Source organism: Rhodococcus sp. NPDC079359 (assembly GCF_040702585.1).
In the GTDB taxonomy this organism is placed as follows: domain Bacteria; phylum Actinomycetota; class Actinomycetes; order Mycobacteriales; family Mycobacteriaceae; genus Rhodococcoides.
In genome coordinates this window covers 25,929-50,462 of the sequence record NZ_JBFBLH010000018.1, presented here as the reverse complement: position 1 = coordinate 50,462, position 24,534 = coordinate 25,929, and the positions used below count along the sequence as shown (strand labels likewise).

Annotated in this window: 24 protein-coding genes; 11 read left to right on the top strand and 13 right to left on the bottom strand. The window is 65.6% G+C overall.

The features are described from left to right. Positions 1-17: 17 nt before the first annotated feature. Both greA and AB0362_RS25610 read right to left on the bottom strand, forming a co-directional pair. The gene (gene greA, locus AB0362_RS25615; RefSeq protein ID WP_032394210.1) at positions 18-512 is read right to left on the bottom strand and encodes a transcription elongation factor GreA; all 495 of its coding nucleotides are present in this window, start codon (positions 510-512) and stop codon (positions 18-20) included. A gap of 225 nt (positions 513-737) precedes the next feature. After that, the gene (locus AB0362_RS25610; protein WP_068052817.1) at positions 738-1,178 is read right to left on the bottom strand and encodes a DUF4307 domain-containing protein; all 441 of its coding nucleotides are present in this window, start codon (positions 1,176-1,178) and stop codon (positions 738-740) included. A gap of 104 nt (positions 1,179-1,282) precedes the next feature. On the opposite strand from AB0362_RS25610, the gene mca reads away from it, so the two are divergent. The 4 genes from mca to AB0362_RS25590 all read left to right on the top strand — a co-directional run bounded on the left by mca (position 1,283) and on the right by AB0362_RS25590 (position 5,468). Next, the gene (gene mca, locus AB0362_RS25605) at positions 1,283-2,158 is read left to right on the top strand and encodes a mycothiol conjugate amidase Mca (RefSeq protein ID WP_176460389.1); all 876 of its coding nucleotides are present in this window, start codon (positions 1,283-1,285) and stop codon (positions 2,156-2,158) included. Then, complete coding sequence (locus AB0362_RS25600) at positions 2,155-2,427, top strand: hypothetical protein (protein WP_300525448.1); 273 nt, start codon at positions 2,155-2,157, stop codon at positions 2,425-2,427. Before mca ends, AB0362_RS25600 begins: the two co-directional genes overlap by 4 nt. Further along, positions 2,427-4,436 carry a thioredoxin domain-containing protein gene (locus AB0362_RS25595; RefSeq protein WP_317533323.1) on the top strand — a complete coding sequence of 670 codons (2,010 nt, stop codon included), beginning with the start codon at positions 2,427-2,429 and terminating at the stop codon, positions 4,434-4,436. The genes AB0362_RS25600 and AB0362_RS25595 overlap by 1 nt, the downstream gene beginning before the upstream one ends. Before the next feature lie 96 nt (positions 4,437-4,532). After that, a complete protein-coding gene (locus AB0362_RS25590) occupies positions 4,533-5,468 on the top strand; it encodes a GGDEF domain-containing protein (protein WP_317533322.1) in 936 nt (311 codons plus the stop codon). A 6-nt stretch (positions 5,469-5,474) separates the two neighbouring features. Here AB0362_RS25590 and AB0362_RS25585 read toward each other — a convergent pair whose 3' ends face one another. Beyond that, complete coding sequence (locus AB0362_RS25585; protein ID WP_068052828.1) at positions 5,475-6,140, bottom strand: hemolysin III family protein; 666 nt, start codon at positions 6,138-6,140, stop codon at positions 5,475-5,477. A 146-nt stretch (positions 6,141-6,286) separates the two neighbouring features. On the opposite strand from AB0362_RS25585, the gene AB0362_RS25580 reads away from it, so the two are divergent. Continuing rightward, positions 6,287-7,069 (top strand): isoprenyl transferase, encoded by a 783-nt coding sequence (locus AB0362_RS25580; RefSeq protein ID WP_037191390.1) that lies wholly within the window; start codon positions 6,287-6,289, stop codon positions 7,067-7,069. Positions 7,070-7,072: 3 nt separating this feature from the next. Here AB0362_RS25580 and coaA read toward each other — a convergent pair whose 3' ends face one another. Further along, complete coding sequence (coaA, locus tag AB0362_RS25575) at positions 7,073-7,996, bottom strand: type I pantothenate kinase (protein ID WP_037191653.1); 924 nt, start codon at positions 7,994-7,996, stop codon at positions 7,073-7,075. 165 nt (positions 7,997-8,161) lie between these two features. Here coaA and AB0362_RS25570 point away from each other — a divergent pair, with 165 nt between their 5' ends. From AB0362_RS25570 to AB0362_RS25560, 3 genes are all read left to right on the top strand, one after another. Then, the gene (locus AB0362_RS25570; protein WP_317533321.1) at positions 8,162-9,358 is read left to right on the top strand and encodes a DUF885 domain-containing protein; all 1,197 of its coding nucleotides are present in this window, start codon (positions 8,162-8,164) and stop codon (positions 9,356-9,358) included. A 46-nt stretch (positions 9,359-9,404) separates the two neighbouring features. After that, positions 9,405-10,688 carry a serine hydroxymethyltransferase gene (gene glyA / locus AB0362_RS25565; protein ID WP_037191396.1) on the top strand — a complete coding sequence of 428 codons (1,284 nt, stop codon included), beginning with the start codon at positions 9,405-9,407 and terminating at the stop codon, positions 10,686-10,688. A 530-nt stretch (positions 10,689-11,218) separates the two neighbouring features. Then, a complete protein-coding gene (locus AB0362_RS25560; protein ID WP_170945933.1) occupies positions 11,219-12,544 on the top strand; it encodes a PhoH family protein in 1,326 nt (441 codons plus the stop codon). A gap of 53 nt (positions 12,545-12,597) precedes the next feature. Here the strand turns inward: AB0362_RS25560 and AB0362_RS25555 are convergent, their stop codons facing one another. After that, positions 12,598-13,005 (bottom strand): limonene-1,2-epoxide hydrolase family protein, encoded by a 408-nt coding sequence (locus AB0362_RS25555; RefSeq protein WP_317785836.1) that lies wholly within the window; start codon positions 13,003-13,005, stop codon positions 12,598-12,600. After that, positions 13,002-14,549, bottom strand: a complete 1,548-nt coding sequence (locus AB0362_RS25550) for a serine hydrolase (protein WP_317810890.1) — start codon at positions 14,547-14,549, stop codon at positions 13,002-13,004. Before AB0362_RS25550 ends, AB0362_RS25555 begins: the two co-directional genes overlap by 4 nt. 174 nt (positions 14,550-14,723) lie before the next feature. On the opposite strand from AB0362_RS25550, the gene AB0362_RS25545 reads away from it, so the two are divergent. After that, complete coding sequence (locus tag AB0362_RS25545) at positions 14,724-15,581, top strand: acyl-ACP desaturase (RefSeq protein WP_317533318.1); 858 nt, start codon at positions 14,724-14,726, stop codon at positions 15,579-15,581. Between the two features lie 101 nt (positions 15,582-15,682). On the opposite strand, the gene AB0362_RS25540 is transcribed toward AB0362_RS25545, so the two are convergent. Both AB0362_RS25540 and glpX read right to left on the bottom strand, forming a co-directional pair. Beyond that, on the bottom strand, positions 15,683-17,083 hold the full coding sequence (locus AB0362_RS25540) for a class II fumarate hydratase (RefSeq protein WP_094641182.1): 1,401 nt from the start codon (positions 17,081-17,083) through the stop codon (positions 15,683-15,685). 47 nt (positions 17,084-17,130) lie between these two features. Then, complete coding sequence (glpX, locus tag AB0362_RS25535; protein ID WP_068052852.1) at positions 17,131-18,171, bottom strand: class II fructose-bisphosphatase; 1,041 nt, start codon at positions 18,169-18,171, stop codon at positions 17,131-17,133. Positions 18,172-18,306: 135 nt separating this feature from the next. Here glpX and AB0362_RS25530 point away from each other — a divergent pair, with 135 nt between their 5' ends. Then, a complete protein-coding gene (locus AB0362_RS25530) occupies positions 18,307-18,879 on the top strand; it encodes a DUF4245 domain-containing protein (RefSeq protein WP_269595257.1) in 573 nt (190 codons plus the stop codon). Here AB0362_RS25530 and AB0362_RS25525 read toward each other — a convergent pair. The 3 genes from AB0362_RS25525 to AB0362_RS25515 all read right to left on the bottom strand — a co-directional run bounded on the left by AB0362_RS25525 (position 18,876) and on the right by AB0362_RS25515 (position 20,973). Next, a complete protein-coding gene (locus AB0362_RS25525; RefSeq protein ID WP_068052858.1) occupies positions 18,876-19,100 on the bottom strand; it encodes an exodeoxyribonuclease VII small subunit in 225 nt (74 codons plus the stop codon). The two genes, AB0362_RS25530 and AB0362_RS25525, sit on opposite strands and share 4 nt — an antisense overlap. Positions 19,101-19,114: 14 nt before the next feature. Further along, a complete protein-coding gene (gene xseA / locus AB0362_RS25520) occupies positions 19,115-20,293 on the bottom strand; it encodes an exodeoxyribonuclease VII large subunit (protein ID WP_217901090.1) in 1,179 nt (392 codons plus the stop codon). A gap of 80 nt (positions 20,294-20,373) precedes the next feature. Further along, positions 20,374-20,973, bottom strand: a complete 600-nt coding sequence (locus AB0362_RS25515; protein ID WP_068052864.1) for a lipid droplet-associated protein — start codon at positions 20,971-20,973, stop codon at positions 20,374-20,376. A 122-nt stretch (positions 20,974-21,095) separates the two neighbouring features. On the opposite strand from AB0362_RS25515, the gene AB0362_RS25510 reads away from it, so the two are divergent. Beyond that, positions 21,096-22,103, top strand: a complete 1,008-nt coding sequence (locus tag AB0362_RS25510) for a 4-hydroxy-3-methylbut-2-enyl diphosphate reductase (protein ID WP_068052876.1) — start codon at positions 21,096-21,098, stop codon at positions 22,101-22,103. 60 nt (positions 22,104-22,163) lie between these two features. On the opposite strand, the gene AB0362_RS25505 is transcribed toward AB0362_RS25510, so the two are convergent. Continuing rightward, positions 22,164-23,306, bottom strand: coding sequence for a DUF6542 domain-containing protein (locus tag AB0362_RS25505; RefSeq protein WP_317533317.1), 1,143 nt, complete (start codon positions 23,304-23,306; stop codon positions 22,164-22,166). Positions 23,307-23,326: 20 nt separating this feature from the next. Next, positions 23,327-24,493 carry a DNA recombination protein RmuC gene (locus tag AB0362_RS25500; RefSeq protein ID WP_317533316.1) on the bottom strand — a complete coding sequence of 389 codons (1,167 nt, stop codon included), beginning with the start codon at positions 24,491-24,493 and terminating at the stop codon, positions 23,327-23,329. Positions 24,494-24,534 lie beyond the last annotated feature (41 nt).

The following is a 24,534-nucleotide window of genomic DNA, read 5'->3' as shown; positions in this document are numbered from 1 at the left end:
TCTTCTCGTGAGCAGGCCTAGGTGTGGTACGGCTCCGCGCTGACGAGGGTGACCTTCATGGTCTTGCCGTTGGGCAGCGTGTACTCACGGGTGTCGCCGACCTTGGCGTCGATGAGCGATCCGCCCAGCGGTGACGCGGGGGAGTACACCTCGAGCTTGTTGTCGCGGGCACCCTCTTCGCGGGTGGCGATCAGGAACGTCTCGGTATCGGACTCGTCGCCGTCGTAGTAGACCTTGACGACCGAGCCGGGCAGTGCGACACCGGACTGGGTGGGTGCCTCGCCGACCTTCGCGTTGTTGAGCAGCTCCTGCAGCTGGCGGATACGTGCTTCCTGCTGGCCCTGCTCTTCGCGCGCAGCGTGGTAGCCGCCGTTCTCCTTCAGATCGCCCTCTTCGCGACGCTCGTTGATCTCGGCGGCGATGACGGGGCGATTGGAAATGAGCTGGTCGAGTTCGCTCTTGAGCCTGTCGTGTGATTCCTGGGTAAGCCAGGTCACCTGGGTCTCGGTCATCTCGATCACTCCCTCGTAGTCGGAATCTCGAGCTCGGATTCCGGTTTCTGAGCAGGTAGGGCACGCAACGAACAGGGGACTCCAATGGTTGGATCCCCTTGGTCGGCCCACATCCTGGAGCCGTCGTCATCGTTCGCAGGTGAACCCTGCCCGCAATGCAGCAATACACGGCACCTTCTGCGGTGGCCGTGTATGACCCGACCTTACCACGAACAGGCAGTTCGCCTATCGGGCTCGTAAATATTCGGGAACATCGAGGGTGCAGCCGTAGACGTCGCCGACGGCAGGGGCGGCCGACGTCGTCACCTCGGTGGTCATCTCCACGGTGGTGGACGCCGACTCCGGTGGGATGTACACCTCGCGCCTGCCGGTTTCGGAGCCGTCGCGCGAGCGAGCGCGGACGATGCAGACAGCGGGCTGCTCGGGATCCTGCCGGGTGACGCTGAACCTGATCGACATCGTGTCCTCGTCGACGATGTCGAACGAGAGCTGACTGCCCTCGATCGGTTTGACCGAGAACTTGCTGTACGCGTAGTAGGCCACGCCCAGCCCGACCAGCAGGACCAGTGCCACCAGTGCGATCTTCGTCGCACGTTTGGGGGCCTGTCGAATACCGCTCGGGCCTGAACCCGACGGGTATCTACCTGCGGGAAGTGCGTTGGTCATGGCCGCTCTCGGGATCGATTCGGGGGTGCCGCTGGGGGCCTGTCGGCGTCAGATGGAACTATAGGGGCAGGCAAGAATCAGGCGAATCCGAGGTGAGGAAGAACGTGTCCGGACTGCGGCTCATGGCAGTGCATGCCCATCCCGACGACGAATCCAGCAAAGGCGCTGCGACAACGGCTCGCTACGCAGCCGAAGGACACGATGTTCTGGTCGTCACCCTGACCGGTGGCGAGCGGGGAGACATCCTCAATCCGGCGATGGACATTCCGGGCGTGCACGAGCGCATCCACGAGGTTCGGCGTGAGGAGATGGCCGAGGCCGCCCGAGTGCTGGGCGTGCAGCAGACGTGGCTCGGGTTCGAGGACTCCGGGTTGCCCGAGGGCGATCCGCTCCCGCCGCTTCCCGACGGCTGTTTCGCGTTGGTCCCGTTGGAGGTCTCGACCGAGGCGCTCGTGAAGGTGGTTCGCGAGTTCAAGCCGCACGTCATCACCACGTACGACGAACGCGGCGGGTACCCGCACCCGGACCACATCCGGTGCCACGAGGTCTCGATGGCGGCATGGGAGGCAGCGGGCGATCCCGAACGCTTCCCCGACGCCGGTGAGCCCTGGACTCCGCTCAAGCTGTACTACTCCCACGGCTTCATCCGTAAGCGCATGCAGCTGTTCCACGACTGGTTCATCGATCGCGGCGAGGAGAGCCCGTTCGTGGACTGGCTGAAGCGGTGGGACGGCCAGCGCGACGAGATCATCGGCCGCATCACCACTCAGGTCACCGTCGGTGACTGGTTCGAGCAGCGCGACGACGCCCTACGCGCACACGCGACGCAGATCGATCCCAACGGCTCGTTCTTCGCCGTGCCGCTGGACGTGCAGCGCAAGCTGTGGCCCACCGAAGAGTTCGAGCTGGCCCGCACTCGGGTCACGACGTCGCTGCCCGAGACGGACCTGTTCGCCGGAATAGAAGAGACCGACAAATGATCGTTTCGATCCTCGCCCAGCAGCCGACCGGTCCCGAATTCGGTAAGTCCTCGCCCATCGGTCTGGTGATCCTGGTCGCGCTGTTGGTCGGAACGGCACTGCTGATCTGGTCCATGAACAAGAAGATCAAGCGTCTGCCCGCCACGTTCGAGCAGGAGGATCCGACGTTGGATCAGGCTCTCGACGAGGGCACCGATCGCGGCGGATTGGCAGATCCGTTTCCACCGGAACAGAACCGAACCAAACCCGTCGTCTCCGACGAGCCCTGATGCTCGACGCCAATGCCCTCGGTGAGTCCACCAGCCCGTATCTGAAGCAACATGCGGACAACCCGGTGCACTGGCAGCAGTGGGGACCGCAGGCACTGCAGTCCGCTCGCGATCGCGATGTTCCGATCCTGCTGTCGATCGGATACTCGGCGTGCCACTGGTGCCATGTCATGGCACACGAGTCGTTCGAGGACGAGGCGACCGCGGCGCTGATGAATGAGAATTTCGTGTGCATCAAGGTCGATCGCGAGGAACGACCCGACCTGGACGCGGTGTACATGAACGCCACCGTTGCGATGACCGGCCAGGGCGGGTGGCCGATGACGTGCTTCCTGACCCCCGACACCGAACCCTTCTACTGCGGTACCTACTTTCCGCCGGCTCCGCGTCAGGGAATGCCGTCGTTCCAGCAGTTGCTCACCGCGATCGCCGACACCTGGTCGACGCGGCGACAGGAGGTGTTCGACGCCTCCGCCGACATCGTCACCGAACTTCGCAAGCACAGTGCAGGCGTGCCCGCAGGCGGTCGCCCTATCGACGCCGATGCATTGGCGGCCTCGGTCTCCGCGATCTGCGCCGACGAGGACACCCTCTACGGCGGCTTCGGCCGGGCACCGAAGTTCCCGCCCGGCGCGTTGCTCGAAGGTCTGCTCCGGCACTACGAGCGCACCGGCGACTCCGAGGTTCTCGGCGTCGTGCGCCGTACCGCGTCGGCCATGGCGCGCGGGGGTATCTACGACCAACTGGGCGGGGGATTCGCGCGCTACTCCGTCGATGCCGAGTGGATCGTCCCGCACTTCGAGAAGATGCTCTACGACAACGCTCTGCTGTTGCGGTTCTACGCGCACGCAGCGCGAGTCGACGACGATGCGCTCGCCCGGCGGGTGGCGTCGGACACCGCGGAGTTCATGCTGCGTGAATTACGCACGGCCAACGGCTGTTTCGCGTCGGCACTCGATGCCGACACCGAGGGCATCGAGGGTCTGACGTATGCGTGGACTCCGGAGCAACTGACCGAGACACTCGGCTTCGAGGACGGTGTGTGGGCAGCAGGGCTGTTCGCGGTGAACTCGGCAGGCACGTTCGAGGCCGGCATGTCGGTCTTGCAGCTGCCCGCCGAACCCGAGGACTACGACCGGTTCGCCCGAGTGCGCAGCACGTTGTTCGCCGCTCGCGCGACTCGGCCGCAACCGGGCCGCGACGACAAGGTCGTCACCGCGTGGAACGGGTTGGCGATCACGGCGTTGGTCGAGGCCGGGACCGGGTTGGGGCAACCGCGATGGGTCGACGCGGCAGTCGAGTGCGGCGAGCAACTGTTCGCCGGCCACGTCGAGTCGGGCCGAGTCCGCCGCGCCTCGCTCGGCAGTGCAGTCGGTGAGGCCACCGGTGTGCTCGAGGACTACGCGGCTCTCGCGGTCGCGGCGGCAGCGTTGTTCCAGGCCACCGGAGACACGGTCTGGACCGAGCGTATGACGTCGATCGTCGATGCCGCGATCGACCACTTCGCCGACCCGGACGACGTCGGCGCGTGGTTCGACACCGCCGACGATGCCGAGACTCTCGTGACCCGGCCTCGTGACCCGATCGACGGGGCCACCCCGTCGGGCGCGTCGACGATGGCCGAGGCGCTGCTCACCGCGGCGGCGCTGGTCGATCACACCTCCTCGGCGCGGTACGGAGAACTGGCGGCTGCGTCGCTGGCACGATCGGCCTCGATTCTCGAACGAGCACCCAGGTCCGGTGGCCACTGGTTGGCGGTCGCGGAAGCGTCCGTTCGCGGTCCCATTCAGGTCGCGGTGTCGACGGCACCCGGCGGTGACCTGCTCTCGGCCGTCCGGGCTCTGGCCCCTGGCGGTTCCGTGGTGGTCGCAGGCGTGACGGATTCGTCGGTGCTGCTGAGCGACCGTCCACCGGTCGACGGCCTCGAAACGGCGTACGTGTGTCGTGGCTTCGTGTGCGACCGTCCTGTGACCTCTGCCGAAGAATTGCCGTTCGCACTGCGGAGTTGACCACGCTCGTCGATGCTTCGACGGAGCAACAGTACTGTTGCCGGGAGTTTCCTCGGCCTGGGGCGGTCGAGCGTCTACCAATGGATCGACGGTGTCATGAGTGAAGGCGTCATGAATGAGGGTGTGGTGCGTGCGGACACCGTGCACGAGGCAGTGACCGACGACCAGCGCGCTGCTGTCGCCCAGTTCGTGGCCGCGGTTCCGATGGCGGCCATGGTGCACTCGATGCACTACGAGGTGGTCGGTGCCAACACCCTGTGCGAGGGCGTGCTCGGGTGCGCCGTGGACGACATGATCGGTCGCCCCGTTGCAGATTTCGTGCCGCTCGGGGATCGCGCGTCGGCGACGCGTATCGCGGTCCAACTCGAGCACCGCTACCCCGAGGCAGGCCCCACCGACCACGGTCGACCGATCGGAGCTCTGCGTCGAGTGCGGCGCGTCGACGGGGAGGTCGTCTCCTGCTGGATGCACGTCGGAATCTCGACGATCGCCGGGCGACGGTTCATCGTCGCACTGCTGGACCTGGTCAATCCCGTCGTCGACGACACCGTTCACTGGCGCGATCGCGCCGAGCGCGACGAACTGACCGGATTGCTGCGACGAGGTCCTCTGCTCGCCCACGTCGACGAATGGATCGCCGAGGATCTGCCGGTTGCCCTGGCCTTCGTCGACGTCGATCGGTTGAAATCCATCAACGACGCGCACGGACATCCGGCAGGTGACGCCGTGCTCGAGGCAGCGGGCCGTCGACTGCACCAGTGGTCGCCGCGCGGGAGCGTCGTCGGCCGATACGCGGGAGACGAATTCGTGTTCGCGGTGACGTTCGACGGGTCGGCGGGCCTCGACACCGCCGAAGTCACCGAATCGGTGCGGTCGGCGATCTGCGGCGAGCCGGTGCCGTTCGGATCGAATCTGCTCGGGGTATCGGTGAGCGTGGGCGTTGCAGTACGTGAGCCGGGGGAGTCGAGAGACCGGCTGATTCAGCGCGCCGACGCACTGATGTACCGAGACAAGGCATCCCGAACCACCTGAGGTCGATCAGAACAGTACGAGCCAGACGGCAACCAGGTGGCAGGTTGCCGCCAATACCGTTGCCGCGTGGAAGAACTCGTGATGGCCGAAGGTCGTCGGCCATGGATTCGGCCACTTGGTGGCGTACAGCACGGCTCCGATGCTGTAGAAGACTCCGCCCACGAGCAGCAAGACGAACGGCGCGTAGCCGACGTGGTCGATCAGCGTGGGTGCGACCGGGACGATCGCCCAGCCGAGGAGCAGGTACAGCGGTACCCCGACCCAGCGGGGAGCGGTGGGCCACAACATCTTCAGGGCCACCCCGGCGAGGGCCCCGGCCCATACGACGACGAGCAACGTGCGTCCGGTGGATCCGGGTAGACCGAGCACTGCGAACGGGGTGTAGCTACCCGCGATGAACAGGAAGATCATCGAATGGTCGGCGCGCTTCATCCAGATCTGCGACGCCGTGGTCTTCCAGTGCACGCGGTGGTAAGTGGCACTGACCCCGAACACGCCGCAGACGGTGATGGAATACACGCTCACGGCCACACCCGCACTGACCGAGACCATGCTGAACGCGAGCGTGACGAGAGTGATCGCGCACACCACCGCCACGCCGAACGCATACAGGTGAATCCAGCCGCGCATGCGAGGTTTGACGGGTATCTCGTCGAGTCCGAACATCGTCATGTCGATTGCCTCCCGTGCCGCCGCCTTGAACCTACGCAACCGTAGGTTCTGACGCTACTGTACCGGCGACCGCCTCGCAGACGTCGGCGTAAGGTGATCCTTCGTGGTGATGAGAGCAGCGGTGACGGGGCAGTGGTGACGAAGCAGTGGTGATCATTCCGCAGAAGGTCCGCGGCGTTCTCTACAACGTGTACGAGCGGCGTCTGCTGAGCCAGCTCGAAGGCGTCCAGCACCCGCGGCACGTTGCGGTGATGTGCGACGGCAATCGCCGCTGGGCTCGCGAGAACGGGTTCACCGACGTCGCGCACGGGCACCGCATGGGCGCACTGAAGATCGCCGAGATGCTCGGCTGGTGTGACGCTGCCGGAATCGAGATGGCGACCATCTACCTGCTCTCCACCGAGAATCTCCGCCGCGACGCCGACGAATTGGATTCGTTGCTCGACATCATCACCGACGTCGTCGAGGAGATCTGCGGACCCGAGATGAACTGGGGAGTCAAACTCGTCGGCACCCTCGATCTGCTGCCCGCGTCGACCGCGCGTCGACTCAAGGAAGCGGCTGCGCTCACCGAGGGACGGTCGGGCACACACGTCAACGTTGCCGTCGGATACGGCGGTCGGCAGGAAATCGCCGACGCCGTGCAGTCCCTGGTGACCGAGAAGATCGCCGAAGGCGTCAGCGGCGACGAGCTGGTGGCGTCGATCAACGTCGACGAGATCGGTAGCCACCTCTACACCTCCGGCCAACCCGATCCGGACCTCGTCATCCGCACCTCGGGCGAACAGCGACTCTCCGGCTTCCTGCTGTGGCAGAGCGCCTACTCGGAAATCTGGTTCACCGAGGCCTACTGGCCCGAATTCCGACGCGTCGACTTCCTGCGGGCGCTGCGTGACTTCGCGGCCAGACATCGGCGCTTCGGTATCTGAGCTCTACAACTTACGAAGCCGCAGCCGGTTGATCGCGTGGTCGTTATCCTTGCGCAGCACCATCGTCGCTCGCGGTCGCGTCGGCAGGATGTTCTCCACCAGATTCGGCAGGTTGATCGAATGCCACAGATCCTCGGCCGCGATCTGCGCGTGGTCGTCGGACAGGCCCGCATAGTGGTGGAAGTGCGAGGACGGGTCGGTGAACGACGTCTTGCGCAATGCCAGAAAGCGTTTGACGTACCAGCTCTCGATGTCCTCTATTCGCGCGTCGACGTAGATCGAGAAGTCGAACAGATCGGAGACCATCAACCGTGGCCCGGTCTGTAATACGTTGAGCCCCTCCACGATCAGGATGTCGGGCTGCCGGACCATGTGGTACTGGCCCTTGACGATGTCGTAGGAGACGTGCGAATAGACCGGTGCGCCCACCTCTTCGGTCCCGGACTTGACCTCGGTGACGAATCTGAGCAACTTGCGCCGGTCGTAGCTCTCGGGAAAACCCTTGCGGTGCAATATGCCTCGACGCATGAGCTCGGCCGTCGGGTACAGGAATCCGTCGGTGGTGACCAGATCGACCCGCGGATGGTGGTCCCACCTGGCCAGGAGTGCCTGCAGCACACGGGCCGTCGTCGACTTTCCGACGGCGACGCTCCCTGCGACACCGATGACGAACGGGACCTGACGGTCGGGGTGCTTCTCACCGAGGAACGTCGCGGTCGCGGCGAACAGCCGTTGCCTGGCCGCGACCTGGAGGTGAATCAGTCGGGCGAGCGGTAGGTAGACCTCGGCCACCTCGTCGAGATCGATCTGTTCACCCAGACCACGCAGACCGACGAGTTCCTCCTCGGTCAGCACCAACGGCGTGGATTGACGCAGCGTGCGCCACTGCACACGGTCGAACTCGACATACGGACTGGACTCGCTCACGCACGACTCCGACCAAAATCGTTCCGCAGGCTCCACTCTTGCCACATCGGAGCTGCAGAGGGTTCGGCTGAGCTCCTGTCGAGCGCGAGTCGCATGGTTCCAGATTGTGCTCGGTGCCGGTGGATCGCGCACGGGCGGGGTCGTTCGCCGTACTAGGGTTCGGATATGGATGCTGCTTCCCTCGTTCGTGAATACCTGTTGCTGGGCCTGAGTTTCGACCGGCTCGAAGACGGTTTCGTCGACGCGTACACCGGCGATCCCGAGTTGCGTCGTATCACCGAGAACGCCCCGGCTCCCGAGCCGCGTGAGCTGATCCGTCGAGCACAGACACTGCGCGCCGAGCTCGGCAACGTCGATCTGACACCCGAGCGCACGACGTTCCTCGACGTCCACCTGCGCGCACTCGAATGCTCGGCGCGCAAGTTCGCAGGCGAGGACATCGGCTTCGTCGACGAGGTGCACGCCTACTTCGACGTCCGAATCTCCGCCGGCGATCAGGACCAGTACCTGCAGGCACACCGCAAGATGGACGAGGTTCTCGCCGGTCCCGGGTCGCTCGGCGAACGGTTGATCGCGCATCGCCGTGCCGACGTCATTCCGGCCGACCGACTACAGGACTGCGTCGAGGCGTTCTCGTCCGCGTTGCGCGACCGCGTCCGCGCCGAATACACGCTGCCCGACACCGAGAAGGTCACCTACGAGGTCGTCGGAGACAAGCCGTGGTCCGGATTCAACTACTACCTCGGCAATTTCCAGTCCACCGTTGCCATCAACTCCGATATCGAACAGCAGATGGCCAACCTGCCGCACCTGATCGCGCACGAGTCCTACCCGGGCCACCACACCGAACACTGCCGCAAGGAGACCGGACTGGTCGGTGCGGGCCAACTCGAGCAGACACTGTTCGTGGTGAACACCCCGCAGTGCCTGATGGCCGAGGGCTTGGCCGATCACGCGCTCGGTGCCGTCGTCGGCGAAGGCTGGGGCCTGTGGGCACAGGAGATCTACGCCGATCTGGGACTGCGATTCGACGGCGAGAAGGCCGAGCGTCTCGCGGCCGCGTCGAGCCAGCTGTTGGGGGTGCGGCAGGACGCCGCGTTGCTGCTGCACGATCAACACAAGAGCGAGGACGACGTGGCCGCCTACCTGGAGCGATGGTCGTTGGCATCGCCGCAGCGCGCCCGGCACAGCCTGCGGTTTCTGTCCTCCCCGCTGTGGCGGGCGTACATCAGCACCTACGTCGAGGGCTACAAGCTGCTCGCCGGCTGGATGGACCGAGGTGAGACGGCCAGTGAGCGCGCGCAACTGTTCGGCAGGCTGCTCGACGAGCCACTGACACCCGGTGCACTGCGCGTCTCGTAAACTGGCCTGGCCCCCTTCATTCTGCTGTCCCTTGGAGACTCCTGTTATGACTGACGTCAACAACCTGTCACTGGCCGAACTCGATCCCGAGGTCGCCGAAGCGATGGCCGGTGAGCTGGGGCGTCAGCGCGACACGCTGGAGATGATCGCCTCGGAGAACTTCGTTCCCCGCGCGGTGCTGCAGGCCCAGGGCAGCGTCCTGACCAACAAGTACGCCGAGGGCTACCCCGGCCGCCGTTACTACGGCGGCTGCGAGCACGTCGACATCGTCGAGGATCTCGCGCGCAACCGCGCCAAGGAACTCTTCGGTGCCGAGTTCGCGAACGTGCAGCCGCACGCCGGAGCGCAGGCCAACGCCGCGGTCCTGATGGCACTGATCAACCCGGGCGACAAGATCATGGGCCTCGACCTCGCCCACGGCGGCCACCTCACGCACGGCATGAAGCTCAACTTCTCGGGCAAGCTCTACGAGGTCGAGTCCTACGGGGTGTCGAAGGAAGACCACCGGATCGACATGGACGAGGTGCGCAAGCAGGCCATCGCCGCCAAGCCGCAGGTGCTCATCGCCGGCTGGTCGGCCTACCCGCGTCACCAGGACTTCGCCGCGTTCCGCTCCATCGCCGACGAAGTGGGCGCACTGCTCTGGGTCGACATGGCGCACTTCGCCGGACTCGTCGCCGCAGGCGTGCACCCCTCACCCGTGCCGTACGCAGACGTCGTCTCCTCCACCGTGCACAAGACCCTCGGCGGACCCCGCTCCGGCATCATCCTGGCCAAGAAGGAATGGGCCAAGAAGCTCAACTCCGCAGTGTTCCCCGGCCAGCAGGGCGGCCCGCTGATGCATGCCATCGCCGCCAAGGCAGTTGCGTTCAAGATCGCTGCGACGCCCGAGTTCAAGGAACGCCAGGAGCGCACCCTCCTCGGTGCATCACTGCTCGCCGAGCGTCTCACCGGTGCCGACGTCGCAGACAAGGGCGTGTCGGTCCTCACCGGCGGCACCGACGTGCACCTCGCTCTGGTGGACCTGCGCAACTCGGAGATGGACGGCCAGCAGGCCGAGGATCTCCTGCACGAGGTCGGCATCACCGTCAACCGCAACGCAGTGCCCTTCGACCCGCGCCCGCCGATGGTCACCTCCGGCCTGCGCATCGGCACCGGCGCACTGGCAACCCGCGGATTCGGCGAAGCCGAGTTCACCGAGGTCGCCGACATCATCGCCACCGCCCTGGCCACCGGTGAAGCCAGCGATTCCCTCAAGGACCGCGTCGTGAAACTGGCACAGAGCAAGCCGCTGTACGAGGGCCTCGAAGACTGGGGATTGCTCGGCTGACGCTGGTTCTTCTGCAGATTCGCCCACCCGGTCCGCGTGCACCCTCGCCCGCGTGCCCCTCGCCCGCGTCAATGGACCATTGCACCGCCCAGACGTCTGCAGTGGTCCATTAACGCCGGACGTTGATCTGCGTGAATGGACCGTTGCACCGCCCAGACGTATGCGGTGGTCCATTCACCCAACCTCGGTGGATCAATGTGGCTTTCAGTCGATCCGAGTGCAACGAAGTCGCATTGATTCACCCCGGGGGAGGGCACTTTCGGCACCGGTCGGCCGGCGACCTGGGGCGATGTCGACGTAACGCGTTGTTCACCGACACGCCAGACTTCCAGCGAGCCGATACCCGATTTCGGCGGTACCGTCGGCAGTAACAGGCAGCGGGGAAGCTACCTGTGCGGGAGGTTCTGATACGTGACTGAGCTAGTGAGCGCGAGAGGGCCGGTACCCGGTCCTCGTGTCACCTGACACATCGGACCCGACCGGCCGAGCGACAGAGTTTGCGCGGTGCCGCGCAGACGTAGGAGCCCCACGTGACCACTTCACGCTCCGTTTCCGCCCCTCTTCGGACATTCGTGCTCGACACCTCGGTCCTGCTGTCGGACCCTTGGGCAGTCATCCGATTCGCCGAGCACAATGTGGTACTCCCGTTGATCGTCATCAGCGAGTTGGAGGGCAAACGCCACCATCACGAACTGGGATGGTTCGCGCGGGAATCCTTGCGCATGCTCGACGACCTGCGCGTCGAATTCGGCCGACTCGACCAGCCGGTTCCCATCGGAACCTCAGGTGGCACACTGCAAGTCGAGCTCAATCACACCGATCCTTCGGTTCTTCCCGTCGGATTCCGCACCGACTCCAACGATTCTCGTATCCTCGCCTGCGCCCTGAATCTGGCGGCCGAGGGCAAGGACGTGGTGTTGGTCAGCAAAGACATTCCGTTGCGCGTCAAGGCCGGTGCTGTCGGTCTCCCCGCCGACGAATACCACGCTCACGACGTCGTTCCCTCCGGTTGGACCGGCATGACCGAGCTCGACGTACCGTCCGACGCGGTCGACACGCTGTTCAACGACGGTGTCATCGACCTGGCGGAGGCGCGAGACCTGCCGTGCCACACGGGAGTTCGACTGCTTGCCGGACGGCAGAGTGCGCTGGGGCGCGTCACGCCGGACAAGCAGATCCAACTCGTTCGCGGTGAGCGTGAGGCGTTCGGCCTGCACGGCCGTTCGGCGGAACAGCGCGTGGCGCTGGATCTTCTGCTCGACGAGAGCATCGGCATCGTCTCGCTCGGCGGAAAGGCCGGCACCGGCAAGTCCGCTCTGGCGCTGACCGCAGGGCTCGAGGCCGTTCTCGAACGTCGCTCGCATCGGAAAGTCGTTGTCTTTCGGCCTCTCTACGCCGTCGGCGGCCAGGAGCTCGGCTACCTCCCCGGTAGCGAGAGCGAGAAGATGGGCCCCTGGGGTCAGGCGGTCTTCGACACCCTCGAAGGGCTCGCGAGCCCGGAGGTGATGGAGGAGGTCATCGCCCGCGGAATGCTGGAAGTGTTGCCGCTGACGCACATTCGCGGTCGATCGCTGCACGACTCCTTCGTCATCGTCGACGAGGCACAGTCACTCGAGCGCAACGTGCTGCTGACGGTGCTGTCCCGGCTGGGCTCGGGCTCACGCGTCGTACTCACCCACGACGTCGCTCAGCGAGACAACCTCCGCGTCGGACGTCACGACGGCGTTGCCGCAGTGATCGAAAAGCTCAAGGGACACCCACTTTTCGCGCACATCACCCTCACCCGCAGCGAGCGTTCACCGATCGCTGCACTGGTGACGGAAATGCTCGAAGAGTTCGGCCCGTCGGGAGCCTGACCCCCCTCGTGACCGGAACCTCGTAGCCCACTACGAGGTTCCGCTCACCTGGGTCACCGGCCGACGACGACCCGGAAGCTACCTCGCACAACGCCTTTCAGGAAGTCGACGGTGTCGAAGTAGTCCCGCCACACGGCTATTCTGCCGTCGCGCAGCTCGAAGGTTCCGCACACCCAGAACTCGATTCGGAGTCGCCGCCAGATCAGAACGTCGGTGCGCTCGGTGAGCACGACATTCCCGTCGGCGGCGATGTTGTGCACGATCACGTCGAAGCCGAACGCGGGTTTGGCCAGCATCGCCATGAACTTGCCCACGTTCGCGCGGCCGCGCACCTTGGGCAACCCGACGTTGTGCCAGACGATGCGGTTGTCGAGCAGAGACATCGCGCGATCGGTGTCTCGACTTCGCAACGCGTCGAACAGATCCAGCACGGTCTCGGTTGCCTGCTGTGTCTCGGTCATTTCGTGAACCGCCCCAATCCATCGCCGTCGAAGAACTCGAGCGTCAGCGTATTCGCGTCGAACATCGCCTGGGAAATGGTTCCGTCGGGCGCGTTCTCGCCGGTGGGCTCGAACGTGAACGTGTCACCGTCCCAGGGCGACAACTCGTACGACGTCGAGTTCGGTCCGAGGGACAACACCAACTCGCCGTTGACCTCCGCCACCGTCGCCGGCCCCCAGTAGCTGTTCTGGTACACCCCGGTGTACGACGCGAGAGGTTGCGGCGCAGTGGGATTCGTGGGAGCGGTCTTGCCCGCGAGTTCGCCTTCCGGCTCGCTCATGCCGGCGAACGCATTCTTGTACAGCGTTCGCCAGTCCTCCCGCACCTCACCGAACTGAACGAGGTCCGCGAACTCGGCAGTCACCGTTTCGGCGATACCGAGGGGCGCGGCGTTGGTCAGTACGACGATGGCGACGTCGAGCGACGGAATCCACAGGAAGTTGGTGCCTGCCCCGAGCGCGAACGCTCCCGAGTGGCTCACCGTCGTGCGGCCGGCCGCACTGGTGGAAACGTTGAACCCGTACCCGTAGTAGCCGGCGCGTGAGTCCGGCGTCGCCGACGGACTCGACACGATCTGCGCACTGACGGCGGGCAGGAGGGCGTCGGGATCGACGATCTCTCGTCCGTCGTGAGTACCGTCGGCCACCAGCATCGTCAGCCACTTCGCGAGATCGTTCACCGAGGAGCTGACGCCACCGGCCGGAGTCTGTGCATCGGGTTCCCGCTGATACTTCGCCTGATACTCGCCGTCGACGAGAACGTGAGGTACGGCTCGGTCGGCCCGCGCGATGTAGTCCGCGAACGACGAGCTGGTCGAGGTCATGCCGAGCGGGCCGTAGATCGTGTCCTGGCTGAGGGTGTCCCAGTCCTTGCCCGACGCCGCAGCGACGGCCTCGGCCGCGGCCGTGATTCCGAAGTTGGTGTAGTGGTACGTCGACCGGAACGGGTCGAGGGGCACCTCCCTGAGGCGTTCGAGAACCTGGCGCCGGTCGTAGCCGAGGTCCTCGAGCAGATCACCGGCATGCTCGGGAAGCCCGCTTCGGTGGGCGTAGAAGTCGCCGACCGTGATGTTCTCCGTCACCCAGGGATCGTCGAGCGCGAACCACGGCAACTGCGAGACCACCGGCGTCGACCAGTCGACCACGCCCGCTCCCACCTGGGACGCGATGACCGTCGCACCGACCGATTTGGACAACGAGGCCAACTGGAACACCGAGTCACCGTCGACGGGGTCGTCCTCACCCACCTCGCGAACGCCGAAGCCCTTCGAGTAGACGACGTCCGAACCGTGCACGACGGCGATGGCCATACCGGGAATGTTCGACGACGCCATCAGCTCCTCGGCGATGCCGTCGAGCTTGCCGACCGCCTCGTCGACGCGGCCGGTCGGAACATCGACGCCTGCGACCTGACCGGGGGAGAGGTCGCTGGGCGGCGCGGGCTCCGATGTCGGCGGACTCTCAGCGGTGGGTGCGTCGTTCGAGCACCCGACCAGCACGACCATCGAGCACACGACAGCAAGACACAGAAAATTTCGCCCCGACCGCATCATGAGGAGTCCTCACTTCGATGACTGGATGCACCTGAGAATAGACCCGCAACGACCTGGCGTTAGGAGAATTCACAATGGTCAGGGGCACGGCGTCGGGCGCTCGGGCGTAGGCGCTACGGTTACCGCATGTCTACGAACCTGTCCGACGGTGATCTGCTGGTCCGTTTGGAGCCCGCGGTCGAAGAGAATCTACGACGCCACATCGAGGCAGCCAGCGACTGGCATCCCCACGATCTCGCGCCGTTCGACGAGGGCAAGAACTTCGCGTTCCTCGGCGGCGAGGACTGGACGCCGGAGCAGTCGCACCTCAGTGATGTCGAAATCCTGTCCGCAACGGTCGGCGTTTTGGTGGCCGACAACCTGCCCGCGTACCACCGCGAATTGGCCCACGCCCTCACCGGTCTCGGAGCCTGGTGGAAGTGGACCGGCCGATGGACGTCGGAGGAGAACCGACAGTCGATCGTGTTGCGCAACTTCCTGGTGCTTACCCGCGCAGTCGATCCGGTCGCCCTCGAGCGCGTTCGGATGGAGCACATGACGCTCGGATACGACGCCCCCAGCCAGCATCTGCTCGACATCCTCGCGCATTTCGCCATCGAGGAAGCTGCAGCCTCGCTGCGCAACCGCAACACCGTCGCCCTCGGCAAGGATCCGGTGCTCGCCACCATCCTCGGCCGGATCGCCGACGACGACGCGCTGCAGTCGGCATTCTTCGCCAGCATCCTCGACGAGGCATTCGCCGTGGTGCCCGATCAGGCCGCTCGCGCCATCGCGGACCGGATCAACGGCTTCAAGATTCCCGAGGTCAACCTCCCGGACCGCGGCAGCAGCACCGCCGCGCTCGCCGAAGCCGGAATCTACGACGCCGACCAGGAACGCGACAAGGTGTTCAAGCCGCTGCTCGCAGGCTGGAAGATCTTCGACCGCACCGATCTGGGCGAGGACGGCCTGAAGGCACGCGAGGAACTCGCTCACCTGGCTTGAGGTTCGGCCCCTTTCGAAAGCGTGAATGGTCCATTGCACACGTCTCGGCGGTGCAATGGACCATTCACGCGTTCGGGGGTCCGGCGGGGCGAACGGGAAAGCTAGTCCTTGACCTTCGCCATGGCGAGGACGTCGAGGCGCTTGTCCAGTTCTGCTTCGCTGAGCTTGTCGCCGATCAGTCCGCGGTCGATGACCGTCTGACGGATCGTCTTCTTCTCCTTGAGTGCCTGCTTTGCGACGGCGGCAGCTTCCTCGTAGCCGATCGCGGAGTTCAGCGGCGTCACGATGGACGGCGAGGACTCGGCGAGGGTCTTGAGGTGCTCGACGTTGGCTTCGAGGCCGACGACACACTTGTCGGCGAACAGGACCGAGACGTTGGCGAGCAGCTTGAACGACTCGAGCACGTTGCGCGCCATCATCGGGATGTACACGTTGAGCTCGAATGCGCCCGACGCGCCGCCGAATGCGACTGCGGCGTCGTTGCCGATGACCTGAGCCGCGACCTGCGTAACAGCCTCGGGCAGAACGGGATTGACCTTGCCGGGCATGATGGAGCTACCGGGCTGCAGGTCGGGGAGGGTAATCTCGCCGAGTCCGGTGAGCGGTCCCGATCCCATCCAGCGAATGTCGTTGGCAATCTTGGTCAGTGAGACCGCGATGGTGCGCAGTGCGCCCGATGCCTCGACGAGTCCGTCGCGTGCAGCCTGTGCCTCGAACGAATCCTTGGCTGCGGTGAGTGCGTCGATTCCGGTCGACGCAACCAGTGCTGCAACGACTTTCGGGCCGAAGCCGTCGGGTGCGTTGAGGCCGGTGCCGACGGCGGTGCCGCCGATGGGCAGTTCACCGAGGCGCGGCAGGGTGGCCTCGACGCGTTCGATGCCTGCTTCGATCTGACGGGCGTAGCCGCCGAATTCCTGACCGAGGGTGACCGGAACGGCGTCCATGAGGTGGGTGCGGCCGGACTTCACGACGTGCTTCCACTCGGTGGCCTTGACCACGAGAGCCTCGTGGAGGTGGCGCAGTGCGGGCACGAGCGACGTCACGGCGGCCTCGGTGGCGGCGACGTGAGTGGCCGTCGGGAACGTGTCGTTGGAGGACTGCGACATGTTCACGTGGTCGTTGGGGTGTACTTCGACGCCGGCCGCCTTCGCGATCGACGCGATGACCTCGTTGGCGTTCATGTTCGAGCTGGTGCCCGAGCCGGTCTGGAAGACGTCGATCGGGAACTGGTCGTCGTGCTTGCCGTCGGCGATCTCGGTGGCAGCGGCGATGATCGCGTCGGCCAGTGCGCCGTCGAGCAGACCGAGATCCTTGTTGACCTGCGCGCAGGCTGCCTTGAGCAGACCCATCGCGCGAATCTGAGTGCGTTCGAGCGGACGGCCGGAGATGGGGAAGTTCTCCACCGCACGCTGCGTCTGGGCACGCCAGAGCGCATCGATGGGAACGCGAACCTCTCCCATGGTGTCGTGCTCGATCCGGAACTGCTGTTCGTTCTCTGTCATTGACCTCTTGCCTCGGTAGGGGAGCGGAAACTTCGTCGAGCGGACGGTCAGAAGGACGGGATGGCGCCGGAGGTGTCGCCGTCGAAGTCGATGGTCGAGTACTCCTTGAGCTTGTTGAGCTGGTGGTACGCGTCGATCATGCGGACGGTGCCGGACTTCGAGCGCATCACGATGGACTGCGTGTGCGCGCCGCCGCCCGAGTATCGGACGCCCTGGAGCAGGTCGCCGTCGGTGACGCCGGTGGCGGTGAAGAAGACGTTCTCTCCCGAGACCAGGTCTTCGGTGGACAGGACGCGATCGAGATCGTGTCCTGCGTCGATCGCCTTCTGGCGTTCGTCGTCGTCGGTCGGAGCCAGCATGCCCTGGTGCGCGCCACCCATGCAGCGCATGGCGGCCGCGGCGATGATGCCCTCGGGAGTTCCACCGGTACCCATGAGGATGTCGATGGGGGAGGTGGGACGCGCGGCGGCGATGGCACCGGCGACGTCGCCGTCGGAGATCAGTCGAATGCGAGCGCCGGTGTCGCGCACCTGCTGGATCAGCTCGGCGTGACGGGGGCGGTCGAGGATGCACACCGTGACGTCGGAGGTGGATCCCTTCTTGATCTTGGCGACGCGGGCGATGTTCTCCGCGACCGGTGCGGTGATGTCGATGACGTCGGCGAAGTCGGGTCCGACGGCGATCTTCTTCATGTAGAAGACGGCGGACGGATCGAACATCGCGCCGCGCTCGGCGACGGCGAGAACCGAGATGGCGTTGGGCATGCCCTTGGCCATCAACGTGGTGCCGTCGACGGGGTCGACGGCGAAGTCGACCTCGGGGCCGTTGCCGTTGCCGACCTGTTCGCCGTTGTAGAGCATCGGCGCTTCGTCCTTCTCGCCCTCGCCGATGACGACGACGCCGCGCATCGAGACCGAGCTGACCAACTGACGCATGGCGTCGACTGCTGCTCCGTCGCCACCTTCCTTGTCGCCGCGACCGACCCAGCGACCCGAGGCGAGCGCACCGGCCTCGGTGACGCGTACGAGTTCGAGTGCGAGGTTGCGATCTGGCGCCATGGCGCGAGTGGACTCGGTGCTGGCCGTCATCGGTTTGTAGCCTCCTGGTTGGTGGGGTGTTACCCAGGCGCGATTATCTCACTTCTGTGATGCCTGCCGTGGGGTCGGGTGGTCTGTGAGGCACGCGCCGACCGAGCACTGCTGCGCAGAGGGGATACTGGTGGAGTGGCGAACAGCAAACCTCGGATTCTCAACAACAGTCGCGACATGGTGTGGTCGCTCATTCCGCTGGTCATCGCGTGTTTGTTGATTGCGGGCATCGCCAGTCAGTGCTCGCTGAGCCCCGGCGGGCCCCAGCAGGGGCCCATCCCCAACTTCGACGTGGACACCGCGTTGCAGTACGACGCGTCGGAAATCGGCTTTCCGGTGCGTAATCCGGCTGTTCCGGAGGATTGGACGCCCAACTCGGGCAGTCGTCCGACGATCTCCGGTGACAACGGCGGACCGGTGTCGACTGTCGGGTACATCACCGGATCGGGTGCGTATCTGCAGCTGACCCAGACCAGCGCCGTCGAGGAAGTGTTGGTTCCCTTCGTGGCCGGCGACGAGACGGTGTACGCGTCGGGCTCGCAGAACGTGTCGGGTCGAGATTGGGTCGTCTACGGCGAGGAAGGTTCGCGGAAGTACTGGGTCTCGGACTTCGGCGATGTGCGAATCCTGCTGGGCGGTACCGCGAACGACGCAGACTTCACCACGCTCGCCGAGGCCCTCGAGGTCGCCGAACCGCTGGAGCCCTAGCTGTCCTTCTCGGTGCTCGCGAGTGCGGTCTCGATCCGCTTGCGGGCTCCGGCGAGCTGCTCCTCACAGCGGGTGGCCAGCTGCTCTCCGCGCTCCCACAGGGCCAGGGAGGCGTCGAGATCGAGCCCGCCCTGCTCGAGGATCTTCACCACGCCCACCAGTTCGTCCCTGGCCTCTTCGTAGCCCAATTCCGATACCGGCTTGTCTTCGTTCTCGCTCATACGTACTCCTTCTGTCATTTGACTCGCCCCATGACTGCGGCGGTGACGGCACCGTCGGCCACTCGCACTCTGATCTGTGTACCCGGTGGCGCGTCCTCGACCGAACGCAGAACCTCGGGATCCGAACCCGCAACCACCCGCTGTACGACGGCATAGCCCCGAGCAAGTGTGGCAGCAGGCCCCAGCGTCGACAGCCTGGCCCGCAGATGTTCGACGAGCGTGTCCTGGGTGGTGAGTTCGCGTTGCACGTCGCGTCGCGCCGCCTCCAGCAGACGTCGAACCTCCTCGCGGCGTTGCTCGAGCGAGGCCAACGGGTCCGCCAGTACCGGCCGGTGTCGGAGCATGTCCAGTCCGCGTGCCTCGCGCTCGACCCAATTGCGCAGCGCTGCAGCACTTCTCGACTTCAACTCCGAGACCAGAGCTTGTTCGGCGACGGCGTCGGGCACCACGAGTTTGGCGGCGTCGGTTGGGGTTGCGGCGCGCAGGTCCGCGACGTGATCGCTCAGTGGGCTGTCGGGCTCGTGGCCGATGGCACTGACGATCGGCGTGGTGGCGCGCGAGATGGCGCGGCACAGGGCCTCGTCCGAGAACGGCAGCAGATCCTCGACGCTTCCGCCGCCGCGGGCGAGGATGATGACGTCGACGCTGGGGTCGTCGTCCAGATCTTTCAGCGCATCCAGAATCGCCGGCACCGACTGTGGCCCCTGGACCGGAGTGTTGCGAACCTCGAATCGAACCGCGGGCCAACGCCTCTGCGCCACGGTGAGCACGTCCTTCTCGGCTGCGCTGGCGCGCGCAGTGATCAGGCCGATGGTGCCCGGCAGAAACGGCAACGGGCGCTTGAGGCGTGGGTCGAACAACCCCTCTGCGGCGAGCAGCGCTCTGAGCCGCTCGATGCGGGCCAACAGTTCGCCGACGCCCACCGCGCGAATGTCGGTGGCGCGCAGCGAAATGGTTCCGCGGCCGGTGAAGAACGACAGCTTGCCGTAGAGGATGACGCGCGCACCCTCGGTCAACGGAACCGGAGAGCGGTCGAGCAGTTGCGGCGAGCACGTCACCGACAACGACATGTCGGCCGACGGATCACGCAGCGTCAGAAACGCCGTCCTCGTGCCGGGACGCGCGTTGATCTGCGTGAGCTGGCCCTCCACCCAGATGGAGCCGAGCTTGTCGATCCAGCCCGCCACCTTCATGGCGACGGTACGCACCGGCCATGGCTGTTCGGCGGTGCTCGAGCCTGGCTGGGTGGGACCGGACTGGGTTGAGGGAGTGCTCACTTGGCCTTGGCGGTGGTGATGCGGTTGGCCAACATGGTCTGGAACGGTGCGCGGGCGAGCGTGTCGTTCTCGTAGTCCAGCAGAGTTTCGAGGTCTTCGATCGAGAGCGTGCGCAGGCGTGCGCGCAGCTGGGCAAGGGCGAGGGTGTCGAAGTCGATCATCTCGACGATCTCGGGCTTGTCGGCGGAGGGCGCGCGCTTGGCCGAGGTGTCCTGCACCGGCTCGTCCAGCGGAGGCGTCGAGTACAGCGCGAAGCGGCCGTTCGCCGCGACCGGTTCGGCTACGGGGGCGTCGGGCACGTCGACGTCGTCGGTGACGACCGGGGCGTCGAAGACGTCGTCTTCGTCCTCGTCGAAGCTGGCCCAGGAGGGCTGCTCCTCGGTCGGGGTCCCGATCACCGGCAAGCTCGCGATGATCAGATCGCCCTTGATGGCCAACGCCGTCACCTGCTGCTGAAATCGCATCCCGCGGGCCAGCGCTTCGCTGACGACCGTCATCGGCAGCATCAGAGCGGAACCGGGAAGCTTACGAGCCTCTTCCACGACGGTCACGGCGACGCCTGCAGCCACACGCGCTGCAAAGGGGACTCGAGTCATGTGCACCAGACTGCCCGAAACGGTGAACTTTGGGTAGCCGACAGGCTGTACGACCCGTTGCAGCCGGGGCCGGAGGACATGGAAACGAGGCAGGCGAGCTCGGTGCACGTATCCTGGGAGGTATGTCTTCGGCTGTTCCTCTGAATCTTGGTATTGCACAGTCCGCCGGTACGGGTAAGTCCTCGTACGCGGGGGGTAAGCGAGTGCTGCTCGCGGAGCCGCGGGGCTATTGCGCGGGTGTCGATCGTGCGGTCGAGACCGTCGAGAAAGCGCTCGAGCAGCACGGTGCGCCGGTGTACGTGCGCAAGGAGATCGTGCACAACAAACACGTGGTCGAGACGTTGTCCGATCGCGGTGCGGTGTTCGTGGAAGAGACCGACGAGGTGCCCGAGGGATCACTGCTCGTGTTCTCCGCGCACGGCGTCTCGCCCGCCGTGCACACTTCCGCGGCCGAACGGAACCTGCGCACCATCGACGCCACCTGCCCGCTGGTGACCAAGGTGCACCAGGAAGCCAAGCGCTTCGCTCGCGACGACTACGACATCCTGCTCATCGGCCACGAGGGCCACGAGGAGGTCGAGGGCACCGCGGGCGAGGCACCCGAGCACATTCAGCTGGTGGACGGCCCCGACTCGGTCGCCAACGTCACCGTCCGTGACGAGAGCAAGGTCATCTGGCTCTCCCAGACCACGCTGAGCGTCGACGAGACCATGATGACGGTCGCCAAGTTGCGCGAGCGCTTCCCGACGCTCCAGGACCCGCCGAGCGACGACATCTGCTACGCCACGCAGAACCGTCAGGTCGCGGTGAAGGCGATGGCACCGGAATGCGATCTGGTGATCGTCGTCGGTTCGAAGAACTCCTCTAACTCGGTGCGGTTGGTCGAGGTTGCACTGGGCGCGGGTGCGCGGGCGAGCTACCTCGTCGACTACGCCAAGGAAATCGACCTGGCCTGGCTCGACGGGGTCGAGACGATCGGCATCACCTCGGGTGCATCCGTACCGGAGATCCTGGTGCAGGGCGTCATCGAACTGTTCGCCGAGCACGGCTACGCCGACGTACAGCCGGTCACCACGGCCAACGAGACCCTGGTGTTCTCCCTGCCCCGCGAGCTGCGCCCAGCCCGCTAGCAGCGGGAAAGGATTCACGCCCCGTACAGGAATTCCTGTACGGGGCGTTTCTTGTTCGAACTAGTCACTGTGACGGTCGCGGTAGCGAACCTTCGGCACCGGGTGCGGGGGAATGTCGTCCCGGCGCGGGTCAGGCAGAGAATGGCTGCCCTGGCTGTTTCCGGCGATGTAGTCGGTGGCAGCGGGGCCGGCGGGGGCGGCGGGGGCGCTCGTCCGAGGAGTAACGACCGGCTGAGCTCCGGAGCCGTACGGATCGGCAGCCTCCCGCGGAGCATTGACCCGAGTCGATCGTTCGCGACGAGGTTCGGTCGAATACCGCGGCTCTGCCGAGTAGCGAGGCTCCGGCGCGTAACGCGACTCGGAAGGTTGCGGCCGCCGGGCATCACGTGACTGTGCCTGCGGATACTGCGTTCGTGGGTATTCGGGCTTCTGGTGCTCTGGCTTGTGGTCCTGACGCGGGGAGTCGGCGGAGTATCGAGTCTGCGGTGCCGAGGTCGGGGTAGCCGATCGCCGGGGGCTTACGGTGGGATCTGCCGCAGCACGAGAGCCGGTGCGAGGGGTCGAACGCGGGCGAGGATCGGTGCTTCTGCGACCGACGTACGGCCCGGGCACGATGTCGGTTGCCTCCGCCGCGGAGTCGGTGCTGCGATCGGCTGCGGCTGCTCGCCTGCGGGAGCGTTCGGGGCGCTCTTCCTGTGCCCGACGCTGTGCTCTGGTGGGCTTGTCGTCGCTGGGCTTCGGGCTGCGTCGCACAGCGGGGGCATGCGTGTTCTGCCGTTTGAGCACGATGCGCAGTACTCCGAGTCCGACGGCGACCAGGGTGCCGAGCAACATCAACGGAAACCGGTTGACCAGTGGAATGGCAACGTTGAGGATGATGTCCTTGAGGCTGGTGCCTGCGTTGTCGGTGAAGTACTGGTACGACAGCGGCACGGCCACGAACAGGATCAGCGGGGCTTGCACCATCGCGGTGAACAGTCCGCGGAAGCGGACCAGGAGGACGCCGGCGATGCAGCCGAGGACGTACATGAACGCGAACGCACCGGTCAGTTCGGTACCGCGTGCGGCATCGATCAGGAATCCGAGAAAGGTCAGTCCCGCGGCGATCGCGACGGCACCCCATGCGGGAACGCCGGGCAGGGTCGCGAGGATGGATCGGTGATCCAGCGGTACCCCGGAGCGGGCACGTTGGGAGGTAGACACCCCCCGAGGTTAGCCGTTGTTCAGCCCACTGCATCGCTGACATGACCGAAGTCGTGCCGGTAGCGGGACGAATCGGACAGTTTGGGCCGCTCGTCCACTCGGGCGATGTCCACCGGATCGGCGTCGAACAGCTCGAGCTCGTGCAACTTTCTCGCCGTCACGCTCACCCGGGTATCGACGGACCCGACGGTGGAATTGAAGGATTCCACGGCCTTGCCGAGGTGGGCACCGAGCTTGTCCAGGTGTGTCGAGACGACACCGATGCGCGTGTACAGCTCGCGTCCCAGTTGCTGGATGCGCGCAGCGTCCTCGGCCAGTGACTCCTGCTTCCACGTGTAGGCAACGGTTCGAAGTAACGCGACCAGGGTGGTCGGGGTGGCCAGGATCACGTTCCTGCCGAAGGCGTACTCGAGCAGACCGGTGTCCGAGGTCAGGGCCGCGTCGAGAAACGGGTCGCCGGGAACGAACAGCACGACGAACTCCGGCGTCGGCTCGAACGCCTGCCAGTACGCCTTGTCGGCCAGTTGGTCGATGTGGGTGCGCAGTTGCTTGGCGTGGCGTCGCAGATTCTTCTCCCGCGCGGCGGGATCCTCGTCCTGGGCGGCATCGAGGTACGCCGCGAACGGTACTTTGGCGTCGACGACGATCTGTCGACCGCCGGCGAGACGCACGATCATGTCGGGTCGGATGCCGTCCTTGCTCACCTGCGTGTCGAAATCGCAGTGCTTGACCATGCCCGCGAGCTCGACGACCCGCTCGAGCTGGATCTCGCCCCACCGGCCCCGGATCTGCGGTGCGCGCAGTGCCGTGACCAGCTGACCGGTCTGGGTGGACAGATGCATCGACGCTCGATGCATCCCGGTGACCTGCTCGGACAATCCCGCGTACGCCCGAATTCGATTGTGCTCGACCTGGCGCACGTGCTCGGAGAGCGCATCGACGGCGTCGTGCAACGGCTCGACCAGGTGCGAGACCTGTTGGCCGATCACGGTCGAATTGCGCCGCGCGGAATCCTCGTTGACCGCACTCAACGACTGCCGAAGCATGCCCTCGTGCTCGCGGAGCGCGGCCAGCTGGGCTTCGGCTCTAACGGCACGATCGCCCATCCGCGAGGCGTGCAACAACCAGCCGACGACCGCACCGATACCGAGAGCGACGAGCAGGCCGAACGCGGTGAGAATGTTCATGGAGCAGATGATGCAGGACGGTACCGACAACTTCGGTTCGT